The organism is Streptomyces sp. NPDC096339 (assembly GCF_044762985.1).
In the GTDB taxonomy this organism is placed as follows: Bacteria; Actinomycetota; Actinomycetes; order Streptomycetales; family Streptomycetaceae; genus Streptomyces.
Genome location: NZ_JBIWFI010000041.1, coordinates 65,557 through 78,605, shown reverse-complemented (window position 1 = coordinate 78,605; position 13,049 = coordinate 65,557). Strand labels below are relative to the sequence as shown.

The following is a 13,049-nucleotide window of genomic DNA, read 5'->3' as shown; positions in this document are numbered from 1 at the left end:
CGCTACGCGCTCCTCACGTCTCGGCGTCTGCGACCCGTCCGGGGCTGGTCACGCCCCAGATCGCTACGCGCTCCCCTTAGACGGCGTCCACGGTCGATTGGGGCTGGTAATGGGCTGCCCACGACCGCTACGCGCTCCTCGCCGACGGCGTCCGCAGCCCGTCTGCGGTTGATGGGGATCTCATCCCCACACGGCCCCAGTGGGGGGCAAAATCCGGCCGGTCTTTTCGGCTGTTCCGTCGTCTGACCCGAGTACGGCTCGGCATGGCCGCTGTTTGGGGCCGTTGCAGCCCAGGACCGGCCGCAGACGCCGTCATCGAGGAGCGCCTGGCGATCGTGGGCGGCTTATGACCAGCCCGAAGAGGCCGTGGGCGCCGTCGGGGAGAAGCGCGTAGCGATCTGGTGCGTGACCAGCCCCAGACGGGGGCCGGACGCCGAGACGTGAGGAGCGCGTAGCGATTTGACGCGCCCTTCCTCCCGCCGGGGCTCTTGTGGTGGGGGTTTCGGGGAGGGTGGCCGCCTGCGCGGCCCGGAGGGCGAGGTGGGCGGCCCGAGGTGAGGCCTGCTGTCCCGGAGCCTGGTCGGGCATTGCTGTGGGCCCGTTTGGGAATCTCTGGCCCGGCCCGTTCCTTTGGGGGGTTCCCGGCAGTCCTTGTCTTTCCGTGGCGGGACGGTCTGTCAAGGGTCGCCGAAGGCGATCGCGCAGCGACGCGACGACGAAGGAGGAGCGCCCTTGACAGGCCGGCCCGACGCGGAAGGACGATGGGACTGACGGGAAACCCCCAACCCTCACTGGCTGCGGCCCGGCCGAGGCACCGCCAACCGAGGTCCTGGTCGGCTGTTCATCCTCCGTCCCTCCGGGGCTCCCCGCCTCCGTCCCGCCGGGGCTCCCCGCCCCCGCCCCCCGCCCCTCCGGGGCTCCCCGCCCCCGCCCCTTGACTTGATTAGTGATTGAGCACTAACTTTGACTCATGGCAAGGATGAGCGCAGAAGAGCGGCGTGAGAGTGTCATTCGTGCGGCGATGCACGAGTTCGCGCGTGGGGGCTACTACGGGACCTCCACCGAGGCGATCGCCAAGCGGGTGGGGGTTTCGCAGCCGTATCTCTTCCGGCTCTTCCCGAACAAGCTCGCGATCTTCCTCGCCGCCTCCGAGCGTTGCCTGCGTGACACCTGTGAGGTCTTCGCCGCCGCTTCCGAAGGGTTGCGGGGGGAGGAGGCCACGCGTGCCATGGCCAATGCGTACACCCGGCTCATCGCCGAGGATCCGGACAAGCTCCAGATGCAGCTCCAGATGTACGTCACCGTCGCAGCCGCCGAGGCGGCCGGCGATCACGAGCTCGGCGAGCTCGTCCGCAAGGGGTGGATGGAGCTCTGGGACACCGTCCACGTGCCCTTCGGCGGGGACGCCAAGGAGACCACGACCTTCATGGCGTACGGGATGTTGATCAACACCCTCGCCGCCATGGGCTTCCCGCCCGAGCACCGGGTCTGGGAGGGGCTGTACCCCGAGGCTCAGAGCAAGGGTCGGCTGGAGAAGTAGAGGCAGGGGTGGTGCGCGCCGGCCGCCCGGTGGGCGTGTGCTCGCTCGACGCCCGGTCCGCGGTCACGTATGGCCGCGAAAGTTAGTCAGCAATAACTAACAAGCAGTATTCGTATCCGTACTCGCACACCGCAGGGGGAATCGTGAACACGCAAGGCATCGGCTCGGACGGCAAACTCCGCGGGCCCGCGGTCTGGGCCCTCGTCATCACCGGCGTCGCCAGTTTCATGGCCGCGCTCGACAACCTCGTCGTCACCACCGCTCTCCCCGCCATCCGCGCCGACCTCGGCGGCAAGCTGGAGGACCTGGAGTGGACGGTGAACGCCTACACGCTCACCTTCGCCGTCCTCCTCATGTTCGGCGCCGCCCTCGGGGACCGGTTCGGGCGGCGGAAGCTGTTCATCGCCGGGCTCACGGTCTTCACCGGCGCCTCCGCCGCGGCCGCGCTCTCGCCCGGGATCGACGCGCTCATCGCCGCCCGTGCCGTCCAGGGCGTCGGCGCCGCGATCATGATGCCGCTCACCCTGACCCTGCTCACCGCCGCCGTGCCGGCTGCCCGCCGCGGGATGGCCCTCGGGATCTACGGCGCCGTCACCGGCCTCGCCGTCGCCAGCGGTCCCCTCATCGGCGGCAGCCTCACCGAGCACATCTCCTGGCAGTGGATCTTCTGGCTCAACGTGCCGATCGGGCTCGCGCTGATACCGCTCGCCAGGCTCCGGCTCGCGGAGTCGACCGCTCCGGGATCACGGCTCGATGTTCCGGGCACCCTGCTCATCAGCGGAGGGCTCTTCGGGATCGTCTACGCCCTGGTCAACGCCAACTCCAAGGGCTGGACCAGTGCCCCCGTGCTCACCGGCCTGATCGTCGGCGCCGCGCTCGTCGGCGGGTTCATCCACCACGGCTTCAACAGTGCGAACCCCGTGCTCCCCATGCGCCTCTTCCGCAACCGCGGCTTCCTCGGGATCAACCTGGCCAGCCTGCTCATGTTCCTGGGCATGTTCGGCTCGATCTTCCTGCTCAGCCAGTTCCTCCAAGGCGTCGCGGGCTACTCGCCGACCGAGGCCGGGCTGCGGATGCTGCCCTGGACCGGCATGCCGATGATCGTCGCCCCCGTCGCCGGGATCCTCTCCGACCGCATCGGCGGCCGCCCCGTCGTCGCCGCCGGGCTGGCGCTGCAGGCCCTCGGCCTCGGCTGGTTCGCCGCGATCCTGAGCGCCGACGTCTCGTACGCCGCCCAGTTGCCCGCGCTGATCCTCAGCGGGATCGGAATGGCCCTCTACTTCGCCCCGGCCGCCAACGTCCTGATGTCCACCGTGGCCCCCGCCGACCAGGGCAAGGCCTCCGGCGCCAACAACGCCCTGCGCGAGGTCGGCGGAGCCCTCGGTGTGGCCGTCCTGGCCTCGGTCTTCTCCGCCCAGGGCGGCTACGAATCCCCTCAGGCCTTCACCGACGGCACCGTCCCGGCCCTGTGGATCGGCGCGATCGCCGTGGCCCTGGCCGCCGGCCTCGCCCTGCTCCTGCCGCGCAAGGCCGCGCCCTCCCCCGCCCCCGCTGTCGAAGAGGCGTCGGGTCGGCCCAGGGAGAAGATCTCCGCGGCCCTCTGAACAGATCACCGCATGTACCAGCCGAAATCGAGTTTTGGTCCCTGCAGTTCGAGTGATCCGAGTGATCCGAGTCGAAGGAGTGTTCGCGGTGCCCGACATCCCCTGGTCCACGCCCACCCAGGCCGCCCCCGACGCCGAGGTCTACGTGATGGCCTCCCGCTTCGAGACCGCGACCCTCGCCGGCGCGTTCAAGTTCTTCCTCAAGGCGCCCGGCATCATCGGCCAGATCCGCAAGGCCCCCGGAGCCCACGGCACCGCCCTCCGGGCCCGGGTCTTCAGCCGCACCTTCCTGACCCTCTCCGCCTGGGAGGACCGGGACGCGCTCTACCGCTTCGCCCGCAGCGAGCCCCACCGGTCCAGCTCCCGCGCGGCCAGCGCGTACATGAAGGAATCCGCCTTCACCTTCTGGACCGTACGGGCCTCCGAGTTGCCCATCGACTGGGAGGAGGCGGAGCGTCGCCTCGCCGAGGAGAAGTCCGGCTACTGAGCAGCGGTCCGTGGCCCCGCAGGGATGCGAGGGGTGCGGACCGTACTCTTGTCCACGTGCAGGAACTCCACGACGCCCCCCTCGCCCCGCTGACCACCTTCCGCCTCGGTGGCCCCGCCAGTCGTCTGGTGACCGCTACCACCGACGCCGAGGTGGTCGCCGCCGTCCGCGCCGCGGACGAGAGCGGCACCCCGCTCCTGGTCATCGGAGGCGGCAGCAACCTGGTCATCGGCGACCGGGGCTTCGAGGGCACCGCCCTGCGCATCGCGACCACCGGCTTCACGCTCGACGGCACCACCCTGGAACTCGCCGCCGGCGAGAACTGGAGCGACGCCGTCGCCCGCACCGTCGACGCGGGCCTGGCCGGCATCGAATGCCTCGCCGGGATCCCCGGCTCCGCCGGTGCGACCCCGATCCAGAACGTCGGGGCGTACGGCCAGGAGGTCTGCGACACCATCACCGAGGTCGTCGCCTACGACCGCACCACCGGCGAGACGGTCACGCTGAGCGCCGCCGAATGCGCCTTCCGGTACCGCAACAGCACCTTCAAGGACCAGCCCGACCGCTACGTCGTCCTGCGCGTCCGCTTCGCCCTGGAGGACGCGGGCGGGCTGTCGGCCCCGATCAAGTACCCCGAGACCGCCCGCGCCCTCGGCGTCGAGGCCGGCGACCGGGTGCCCGCCGCCACCGCCCGCGAGATCGTGCTGCGCCTGCGCGCCGGCAAGGGCATGGTCCTCGACCCCGCCGACCACGACACCTGGTCGGCCGGCTCGTTCTTCCACAACCCGATCCTGACCGACGAGGCCTACACCGCCTTCCTCGCCCGCGTCCAGGACCGCCTCGGCGCCGAGATCACCCCGCCCGCCTACCCCGCGGGCGAAGGCCGTACGAAGACCAGCGCGGCCTGGCTGATCGACAAGGCCGGCTTCACCAAGGGCTACGGCTCCGGCCCGGCGCGCATCTCCACCAAGCACACCCTCGCCCTGACCAACCGGGGCGAGGCCACCACCGAGGACCTCCTCGCCCTGGCCCGCGAGGTGGTCGCGGGCGTCCACGCGGCTTTCGGCGTCACCCTGGTCAACGAGCCGGTGACGGTCGGCGTCAGCATCTGAGGAGTCCCGGCCGCCCATGCTCTGTCCCCTGCACGGGGCCGGTACGGACCCCACTCGCCTCGTGGGACGCACGCTCAGCCGAGTCGTCGCGTCCTGGCACGTCAGCGACGGCGAGCGCTCCGAGGCCCCCCTCGACGTCTGGCTGATCGACAGCGTCGGCGACTCCATCAGGATCACGACCGGCTCCGACCAGTGCCTGATCGTGGAGTCCGCGCCGCCGCACGAGCCCTACGACATGGGGGAGTGGGGCCGCATCGAGGTCGGCGAGGACCTCGGCGACCACCCCTTCCTGCGCCACCTCGGCGAGACCGTCGCCTCGGTCGCCGAGTTCGCGCTGCCCGAACAGGGCCGCACCCACCTGGAGATCGGCTTCCCCGACGGGGGCCGGGTGCGGGCCGACTGCCACGAGGGAGACCTGCGGCTCACCCGCTGATCCCCGTGATCCCCGTGATCCCGCTGTTCAGGACGCCAGCCAGTGGTCGATCCCGGTCAGCAGCTTGGCCTGTACGTCCTCCGGCGCGGCCGAACCGCGCACCGACTGGCGGGCCAGTTCGGCGAGCTCCGCGTCCGTGAAGCCGTGGTACCGGCGGGCGATCTCGTACTGGGCCGCGAGCCGGGACCCGAACAGGAGCGGGTCGTCGGCGCCGAGGGCCATGGGCACCCCCGCCTCGAAGAGGGTGCGCAGGGGCACGTCCTCGGGGCGCTCGTACACCCCGAGCGCCACGTTGGAGGAAGGGCAGACCTCGCAGGTGATCTGCCGGTCGGCGAGCCGCCTGAGGAGCCGCGGGTCCTCGGCGGCCCGTACGCCGTGCCCGATGCGGGCGGCGTGCAGATCGTCGATGCAGTCCCGGACCGAGGCCGGACCGGTCAGCTCACCGCCGTGCGGAGCGGCGAGGAGGCCGCCCTCCCGGGCGATCGCGAAGGCCCGGTCGAAGTCGCGGGCCATGCCGCGGCGCTCGTCGTTGGAGAGCCCGAAACCGACGACGCCGCGGTCGGCGTAGCGGACGGCGAGGCGGGCGAGGGTACGGGCGTCGAGGGGGTGCTTCATGCGGTTGGCGGCGATCAGGACCCGCATGCCGAGGCCGGTTTCCCGGGACGCGGAGTCGACGGCGTCGAGGATCAGTTCGACGGCCGGGATCATCCCGCCGAGGAGGGGGGCGTAGGAGGTGGGATCCACCTGGATCTCCAGCCAGCCGCTGCCGTCCCGTACGTCCTCCTCCGCGGCCTCGCGCACGAGGCGGTGGATGTCCTCGGGCTCGCGCAGGCAGGAACGGGCGGCGTCGTAGAGCCGCTGGAAGCGGAACCAGCCGCGCTCGTCGGTGGCGCGCAGTTTCGGCGGCTCGCCGGCGGTGAGGGCCTCCGGGAGGCGGACGCCGTACTTGTCGGCGAGCTCCAGGAGGGTCGATGGGCGCATCGAGCCGGTGAAGTGCAGGTGGAGGTGGGCCTTCGGCAGAAGCGTGAGATCGCGGGGGTGCTCCATCGCCTGATCCTGCCGCATCCGTCACCCGTTCGGCAGCCGGATTCCCTGAACGGGACCTTGCCCGAACGGAAAACCGGGTCGGCGGGTGTGGGTGCGGGTGCGGGCGCCGCTGCGCGGAGCCGGTCCCCGCCCCGCCCCTTCTCCGTTTCCCCGGGCTCTGCCCCGGACCCCGCGCCTCAAACGCCGGCGAGGCTGGTCTCGGCTGATGCCGTCTGCCCGGCGGATTGCCCGCAGGACAATTTCAGCCCCGCGCAGCGGCCGGGGCCGGGAACGCCTGAGCGGCGCCGTCCCGGGAGGGAGGGCGCCGCTCAGAGTCTTGCTGCGGGCCGCGTCAGGCCTTGGCCTCGGCCAGGAGCTTCTGGATGCGGGAGACGCCTTCCACGAGGTCCTCGTCGCCCAGGGCGTACGACAGGCGGAGGTAGCCGGGGGTGCCGAAGGCCTCGCCCGGGACGACCGCGACCTCGACCTCGTCGAGGATCAGGGCAGCGAGCTCGACCGAGGTCTGCGGGCGCTTGCCGCGGATCTCCTTGCCGAGGAGCCCCTTGACCGACGGGTACACGTAGAACGCGCCCTCGGGGGTCGGGCAGATGACGCCGTCGATCTCGTTCAGCATCCGCGTGATCGTCTGGCGGCGGCGGTCGAAGGCGGTGCGCATCTCGTGGACGGCGTCCAGGTCGCCGGAGACGGCGGCCAGCGCCGCGACCTGGGCCACGTTGGAGACGTTGGAGGTGGCGTGCGACTGCAGGTTGGTCGCGGCCTTCACGACGTCGCGGGGGCCGATGATCCAGCCCACGCGCCAGCCGGTCATCGCGTACGTCTTGGCGACACCGTTGACGACGATGCACTTGTCGGCCAGCTCGGGGACGATCGCCGGCAGGGAGACGAACTTCGCGTCGCCGTAGACCAGGTGCTCGTAGATCTCGTCGGTCAGGACCCACAGGCCGTGCTCGACGGCCCAGCGGCCGATCGCCTCGGCGTCGGCCTCGCTGTAGACCGCGCCCGTCGGGTTGGACGGGGAGACGAACAGGACGACCTTCGTGCGCTCGGTGCGGGCCGCTTCGAGCTGCTCGACGGAGACGCGGTAGCCGGTGGTCTCGTCGGCGACGACCTCGACCGGGACACCGCCGGCGAGACGGATGGACTCCGGGTAGGTGGTCCAGTACGGAGCCGGGACGATGACCTCGTCACCCGGGTCGAGGATGGCCGCGAAGGCCTCGTAGATCGCCTGCTTGCCACCGTTGGTCACCAGGACCTGCGACGCGTCGACCTCGTAGCCGGAGTCGCGCAGCGTCTTGGCGGCGATCGCGGCCTTCAGCTCGGGCAGACCGCCGGCCGGCGTGTAGCGGTGGTACTTCGGGGTGCGGCAGGCCTCGACCGCGGCCTCGACGATGTAGTCCGGGGTCGGGAAGTCGGGCTCGCCCGCACCGAAGCCGATCACCGGGCGCCCGGCGGCCTTGAGGGCCTTGGCCTTGGCGTCGACGGCGAGGGTGGCGGACTCGGAGATGGCGCCGATACGGGCGGAGACGCGGCGCTCGGAGGAAGGCGTTGCAGAGGTCATGGGAGCAATCGTCCCAGACGCCAAACAGGCGCCGCACACCGTTTCAGTCACCGGACCGAGGCATGGCCGGAGGACCTCCGGTCCGGTCCTGTTCGACGTCAGGGCCCGGTTCACGTACACTCACCTGTCGTTGGCCCTCGCCGATCGCTGCAGAGCGTGAGCACTCCGTGCACTCGCCCGGATGCGGTAGGTTGGGGGACGCAAAGGGTCGTAGCTCAATTGGTAGAGCACTGGTCTCCAAAACCAGCGGTTGGGGGTTCGAGTCCCTCCGGCCCTGCTCCACACTCCATTCTTCGGATGTGTGTGCGCAGGTACGTACTTCGATGCAACGCCGTGCGGCGCAACCGGGCGCGGTACGGCCACGACCCGGATTCAGGTGAGAGACGTGACGGACGCCCTGGGCTCCATCGACATGCCTGACGCCGAGGACGAGACGCGCGAGAAGAAGGCCCGCAAGGGCGGCAAGCGCGGCAAGAAGGGCCCTCTGGGCAGGCTCGCGCTTTTCTACCGCCAGATCATCGCGGAACTCCGCAAGGTTGTTTGGCCGACTCGCAACCAGCTCACGACGTACACCACCGTGGTGATTGTCTTCGTGGTCATCATGATCGGTCTGGTGACCGTGATTGACTATGGGTTCCAGGAAGCCATCAAGTTCGTCTTCGGCTGATCCCCGCGGAGGGCGGCGCCTTGATGGGTGCCGCCCGTTTTCGCATGTTCCACCACCTTTTGTATCCAGGAAGAAGCAGCCACCGTGTCTGACCCGAACCTGAACGCGAGCCACGACTCCGTCGAGTCCGTCGAGGACGCGCTCGACATCGTCGAGGCGGCGGACGCTGTGGACCCCGACGAGGCCGAGCTCGCCGACGTCGAGGCGGGTGTCGCCGCCGAAGAGGCCGCGCTGCACGTCGAGGACGAGGGTGACGTCGACGCCGAGGTCGAGGACGACGCCGAGGTCGAGCCGGCTGCCGACGAGGCGGACGAGGAAGACGAGGCCGAGGCCGAGGACGAGGAGGCCGCCCCGGCCGCCGAGGTCGAGCCCGCCGAGCCCGTCGACCCCATCCAGGCCCTGCGCGACGAGCTGCGCCTGCTCCCCGGCGAGTGGTACGTCATCCACACCTACGCGGGCTACGAGAAGCGCGTGAAGGCGAACCTGGAGCAGCGTGCCGTCTCGCTCAACGTCGAGGAGTTCATCTACCAGGCCGAGGTGCCCGAGGAAGAGATCGTCCAGATCAAGAACGGCGAGCGCAAGAACGTCCGGCAGAACAAGCTGCCCGGTTACGTTCTCGTCCGCATGGATCTGACGAACGAGTCCTGGGGCGTCGTCCGCAACACGCCCGGTGTCACCGGCTTCGTCGGCAACGCGTACGACCCGTACCCGCTGACCCTGGACGAGATCGTCAAGATGCTCGCGCCGGAGGCCAAGGAGAAGGCCGACAAGGCCGCCGCCGAGGCCGCGGGCCTGCCGGCCCCCGCCGTCAAGCGCACCATCGAGGTCCTGGACTTCGAGGTCGGCGACTCGGTCACCGTCACCGACGGTCCGTTCGCGACGCTGCAGGCGACGATCAACGAGATCAACCCGGACTCGAAGAAGGTCAAGGGTCTCGTCGAGATCTTCGGCCGCGAGACCCCGGTCGAGCTCAGCTTCGACCAGATCCAGAAGAACTGACGATCTTCTGGGCCCACGCTTCCGGACAGGTCAGATCGCCCCGTAAAGGGCGGTCTGACCTGCTCGGTTTTTAGCCCCGCACCGATACCCGTTATCGTGGTGCGGTATGCCTCCATCCGGATGACCGGATCGGCGGCTGAAAACTCTCACTAGGACCCGGAGAGAGCAATGCCTCCCAAGAAGAAGAAGGTCACGGGGCTTATCAAGCTCCAGATCAAGGCCGGTGCGGCCAACCCGGCTCCGCCGGTCGGCCCCGCGCTCGGTCAGCACGGCGTCAACATCATGGAGTTCTGCAAGGCCTACAACGCCGCGACCGAGTCGCAGCGTGGCATGGTCGTGCCGGTGGAGATCACGGTCTACGAGGACCGCACCTTCACCTTCATCACCAAGACTCCGCCGGCCGCGCGCCTCATCCTGAAGCACGCGGGCATCGAGAAGGGCTCCGGCGAGCCCCACAAGACCAAGGTCGCCAAGCTCACGGCTGCCCAGGTCCGCGAGATCGCCGAGCTGAAGATGCCCGACCTGAACGCCAACGACATCGACGCCGCCGTGAAGATCATTTCCGGCACCGCGCGTTCGATGGGCGTCACCGTCGAAGGCTGATCCAGCCACCCCCAGCACCACCAGTGGTAGGGCCAAGCGCTGGTCCGCACCACGACTCCATGCCTGAAGCCGAAATACAGGAGCAGAAGTGAAGCGCAGCAAGACTCTCCGCGCTGCGGACGCCAAGGTCGACCGGGAGAAGCTGTACGCCCCGCTCGAGGCCGTCCGTCTCGCCAAGGAGACCTCCACGACCAAGTTCGACGCCACCGTCGAGGTCGCCTTCCGCCTGGGTGTCGACCCGCGCAAGGCCGACCAGATGGTCCGCGGCACCGTGAACCTCCCGCACGGCACCGGCAAGACCGCCCGGGTCCTGGTCTTCGCGACCGGTGACCGTGCTGCGGCCGCGGAAGCCGCCGGCGCCGACATTGTCGGCGACGACGAGCTGATCAACGAGATCGCCAAGGGCAACCGCCTGAACGAGTTCGACGCGGTTGTCGCCACCCCGGACCTCATGGGCAAGGTCGGCCGCCTCGGCCGCGTGCTCGGTCCCCGTGGCCTGATGCCGAACCCGAAGACCGGCACCGTCACCATGGACGTCGCCAAGGCTGTCACCGACATCAAGGGTGGCAAGATCGAGTTCCGTGTCGACAAGCACTCGAACCTGCACTTCATCATCGGCAAGGTCTCCTTCTCCGATGACAAGCTGGTCGAGAACTACGGCGCGGCCCTGGACGAGATCCTTCGTCTGAAGCCGTCCGCCGCCAAGGGTCGGTACGTCAAGAAGGCCGCCATCTCCACCACCATGGGCCCCGGCATCCAGCTGGACCCGAACCGCACCCGGAACCTCCTCGTCGAGGAAGACCCGGCTGCTGTCTGAGCCCTTCCGGCTCGCTGAGTGGCTGAACGGGCCCCTCGCCCCCCTTCACCGGGGTGGCGGGGGGCCCGTTTTCCGTGTTCAGGGCCACATCCCGCTGACACGGTGCTTTTGGGCGCGCGATCGGCCGGTGCGGGAACGTATGGTCGACCGAGCAAGTGATCGACAACAAGGGGTGGGGACCTCCATGTCCATGTCCGTGTACCGGAAGAAGACCGTCGGCGCCGCACTGGCGGCCGTACTGCTCGTGGGCGGGGCCACGGCGTGCGAGAGCGGGAAGAAGGACGACACGGGCAAGGCGGCCGCCCCGTCCGCGCAGCCGAGCTCGCCCGCGGCCGGTGGCAACGCCACGCAGGCCCTCGCGGCGGCCTACAAGAAGACCTCCGCGGCGAAGTCCGCCAAGGTGCGCATGACGATGTCGATGCCGGCGACCCTCGGCGGGAGCGGCCCCGTGGAGTTGACCGGCGTGCAGGGCTGGGACCCGAACGTCATGGACATCACCATGAAGGGCGCACTCGCCCCCGGCCGGGGCGCCGACACCATGCGCATGATCATGTCGAACGACGTCATGTTCATGGAGATCCCGGCCGGTACGCCTTCGTCCGCCGCTTTCGAGGGCAAGCACTGGATGAAGCTCGACATGAAGGCGGCCGCCGCCGCGGGCGCCGGCGACGCCGAGGCCCTGAAGAAGCTCAGCGGCATGGGCGGCCCGGAGCAGAGCCAGGACCCCGCCAAGCAGCTCGCCCTGCTGCTCGCCTCGCCGAACGTGAAGAGCGTCGGCGCGGAGAAGGTCGAGGGCGTGGACACCACGCACTACAAGGGCACGCTGACCTTCGACGAGATGCTCGCGGCCAACCAGAACTCCAAGGAGCTGAGCGAGGCCGACCGGGCCAAGCTGACCGAGGCCATGAAGACGGCCGGCATCAAGGGCTACGACATGGACGTGTGGGTCGACAAGGACGGCTACCCGGCCCGGATGAAGGTCGGCATCGGCACGCCCCAGGGGACCATGACGGTCGAAGCCCACTACTCGGACTACGGCTCGGCGGCCACCGTCCAGGCCCCGCCGGAGAACGAGACGCTCGACCTCTTCGCCATGCTGCAGCAGCTCGGCAAGACCGGCGCCGGGGCCTGACCAGCCCCGCGAGCGCGCACGACGTAGAAAGACGGATCCACCATGGGGGAAGACCAGATGCACAAGCACGTCCTGATCCGCGCCGGCGTGGCAGCGGCGGGGGCCGTACTGCTCGCGGGCGGGCTGACGGCCTGCGGCGGCGAGAAGGCTGACGGGGCCGCGGGGACCGACGGCAAGCCCGCCACGAAGGCCGAGTCCCCGGCCGACGCGGTGAAGGCGTCGTACGTGAAGACGGCGGCGGCCAAGTTCGCCCGGTTCGACATGACGATCACGGGAAGCGACGGCAAGGCCGACCGGATCACCGGCACGAAGGGCTGGTACCCGGCCGCCACCGGAATCGACGCCCAGGGGGCCGACGGCAACCAGGTCATGCTGGGCGACGTCATCTACACCCACATGGACAAGCCCCTGCAGGGCAAGTCCTGGATGAAGATGAACCTGAACAAGGACGGCAAGCCCCGCCACCAGCTCAACGACGACCCCGCCGAGTACCTCGCACTGCTCCTCGGGCAGCAGAAGCTGACCCTGGTCGGCGCCGAGCAGCCCGACGGCGTGGAGGCCAAGCACTACAAGGCCGGCCTCACCGGCGCGGAACTGCTCGCGGCCGACGAGTCCACCAAGGTCATGGAGGAGGCGAACCGCCAGTACCTCCACGAGGCACTGAAGGACTACAGCGCGTTCGACGTGGACCTGTGGATCGGCAAGGACGGCTACCCGGTCCGCGTCGACTCGTCCCGGGTGACCAAGGACGGCACGACGAAGGTCTCGGCGAAGTTCTCCGGCTACGGCACGACCGAACCGGTCAGCGCGCCCCCGGCCGATCAGGTCGTCGACTTCGACGACGTGATGAAGGGCGTGGACAAGTCGCTCAAGGAGACCGACAAGAAGCTGAAGGAAGCCGACCAGACGTTGAAGGACGCGGGGCTGGGAGGCCTCGGCGGTTCCTGAGCCGTACGGTCCCAGGGGCGATTTGCCTCGACTGGAACCCTTCACGTACTCTTCCACAGAAGCCAAAGACCGCTGGTCGTTGCCGTGCCTGCAAGGGTGTGG

13 protein-coding genes and 1 tRNA gene are annotated in these 13,049 nt (G+C 69.6%); 12 read left to right on the top strand and 2 right to left on the bottom strand.

Annotated elements, in window-relative coordinates:
• Positions 1-970 precede the first annotated feature (970 nt).
• From ACIQ5Y_RS34505 to ACIQ5Y_RS34485, 5 genes are all read left to right on the top strand, one after another.
• Entirely contained in the window at positions 971-1,540 is a 570-nt protein-coding gene (locus tag ACIQ5Y_RS34505; protein WP_403889650.1) for a TetR/AcrR family transcriptional regulator, read from the top strand.
• A gap of 143 nt (positions 1,541-1,683) precedes the next feature.
• Positions 1,684-3,144 carry a DHA2 family efflux MFS transporter permease subunit gene (locus tag ACIQ5Y_RS34500; protein ID WP_403889648.1) on the top strand — a complete coding sequence of 487 codons (1,461 nt, stop codon included), beginning with the start codon at positions 1,684-1,686 and terminating at the stop codon, positions 3,142-3,144.
• A gap of 88 nt (positions 3,145-3,232) precedes the next feature.
• Positions 3,233-3,631 (top strand): DUF3291 domain-containing protein, encoded by a 399-nt coding sequence (locus ACIQ5Y_RS34495; protein ID WP_403889664.1) that lies wholly within the window; start codon positions 3,233-3,235, stop codon positions 3,629-3,631.
• Positions 3,628-4,743 (top strand): UDP-N-acetylmuramate dehydrogenase, encoded by a 1,116-nt coding sequence (locus tag ACIQ5Y_RS34490; protein ID WP_403889661.1) that lies wholly within the window; start codon positions 3,628-3,630, stop codon positions 4,741-4,743. The genes ACIQ5Y_RS34495 and ACIQ5Y_RS34490 overlap by 4 nt, the downstream gene beginning before the upstream one ends.
• A 16-nt stretch (positions 4,744-4,759) precedes the next feature.
• Entirely contained in the window at positions 4,760-5,176 is a 417-nt protein-coding gene (locus tag ACIQ5Y_RS34485; protein ID WP_384596560.1) for a hypothetical protein, read from the top strand.
• A gap of 27 nt (positions 5,177-5,203) precedes the next feature.
• Here the strand turns inward: ACIQ5Y_RS34485 and ACIQ5Y_RS34480 are convergent, their stop codons facing one another.
• Together ACIQ5Y_RS34480 and ACIQ5Y_RS34475 are read right to left on the bottom strand one after the other, a co-directional pair.
• Positions 5,204-6,223 (bottom strand): adenosine deaminase, encoded by a 1,020-nt coding sequence (locus ACIQ5Y_RS34480; protein ID WP_403889644.1) that lies wholly within the window; start codon positions 6,221-6,223, stop codon positions 5,204-5,206.
• 331 nt (positions 6,224-6,554) lie between these two features.
• The gene (locus tag ACIQ5Y_RS34475) at positions 6,555-7,781 is read right to left on the bottom strand and encodes a pyridoxal phosphate-dependent aminotransferase (protein WP_403889641.1); all 1,227 of its coding nucleotides are present in this window, start codon (positions 7,779-7,781) and stop codon (positions 6,555-6,557) included.
• 204 nt (positions 7,782-7,985) lie between these two features.
• On the opposite strand from ACIQ5Y_RS34475, the gene ACIQ5Y_RS34470 reads away from it, so the two are divergent.
• The 7 genes from ACIQ5Y_RS34470 (at position 7,986) to ACIQ5Y_RS34440 (ending at position 12,947) form a co-directional block, all read left to right on the top strand.
• A tRNA-Trp gene (locus ACIQ5Y_RS34470) sits at positions 7,986-8,058 on the top strand.
• Positions 8,059-8,166: 108 nt separating this feature from the next.
• Entirely contained in the window at positions 8,167-8,448 is a 282-nt protein-coding gene (gene secE / locus ACIQ5Y_RS34465; RefSeq protein ID WP_403889638.1) for a preprotein translocase subunit SecE, read from the top strand.
• Between the two features lie 84 nt (positions 8,449-8,532).
• The gene (nusG, locus tag ACIQ5Y_RS34460) at positions 8,533-9,447 is read left to right on the top strand and encodes a transcription termination/antitermination protein NusG (RefSeq protein ID WP_403889635.1); all 915 of its coding nucleotides are present in this window, start codon (positions 8,533-8,535) and stop codon (positions 9,445-9,447) included.
• Positions 9,448-9,615: 168 nt separating this feature from the next.
• Positions 9,616-10,050, top strand: coding sequence for a 50S ribosomal protein L11 (gene rplK, locus ACIQ5Y_RS34455; RefSeq protein ID WP_030773771.1), 435 nt, complete (start codon positions 9,616-9,618; stop codon positions 10,048-10,050).
• 88 nt (positions 10,051-10,138) lie between these two features.
• Entirely contained in the window at positions 10,139-10,867 is a 729-nt protein-coding gene (gene rplA / locus ACIQ5Y_RS34450; protein ID WP_403889632.1) for a 50S ribosomal protein L1, read from the top strand.
• Positions 10,868-11,051: 184 nt separating this feature from the next.
• Positions 11,052-11,999 carry a hypothetical protein gene (locus tag ACIQ5Y_RS34445; protein ID WP_403889629.1) on the top strand — a complete coding sequence of 316 codons (948 nt, stop codon included), beginning with the start codon at positions 11,052-11,054 and terminating at the stop codon, positions 11,997-11,999.
• A 42-nt stretch (positions 12,000-12,041) separates the two neighbouring features.
• Entirely contained in the window at positions 12,042-12,947 is a 906-nt protein-coding gene (locus ACIQ5Y_RS34440; RefSeq protein WP_403889626.1) for a hypothetical protein, read from the top strand.
• The last annotated feature ends 102 nt before the right edge of the window (positions 12,948-13,049 follow it).

Excerpts from the sequence above, each read along its gene's own strand:
- ACIQ5Y_RS34505 (WP_403889650.1), top strand. The coding sequence starts at position 971 with ATGGCAAGGATGAGCGCAGAAGAGCGGCGTGAGAGTGTCATTCGTGCG.
- ACIQ5Y_RS34485 (WP_384596560.1), top strand. The coding sequence starts at position 4,760 with ATGCTCTGTCCCCTGCACGGGGCCGGTACGGACCCCACTCGCCTCGTG.
- ACIQ5Y_RS34480 (WP_403889644.1), bottom strand. The coding sequence starts at position 6,223 with ATGGAGCACCCCCGCGATCTCACGCTTCTGCCGAAGGCCCACCTCCAC.
- ACIQ5Y_RS34475 (WP_403889641.1), bottom strand. The coding sequence starts at position 7,781 with ATGACCTCTGCAACGCCTTCCTCCGAGCGCCGCGTCTCCGCCCGTATC.
- rplK (WP_030773771.1), top strand. The coding sequence starts at position 9,616 with ATGCCTCCCAAGAAGAAGAAGGTCACGGGGCTTATCAAGCTCCAGATC.
- ACIQ5Y_RS34445 (WP_403889629.1), top strand. The coding sequence starts at position 11,052 with ATGTCCATGTCCGTGTACCGGAAGAAGACCGTCGGCGCCGCACTGGCG.
- ACIQ5Y_RS34440 (WP_403889626.1), top strand. The coding sequence starts at position 12,042 with ATGGGGGAAGACCAGATGCACAAGCACGTCCTGATCCGCGCCGGCGTG.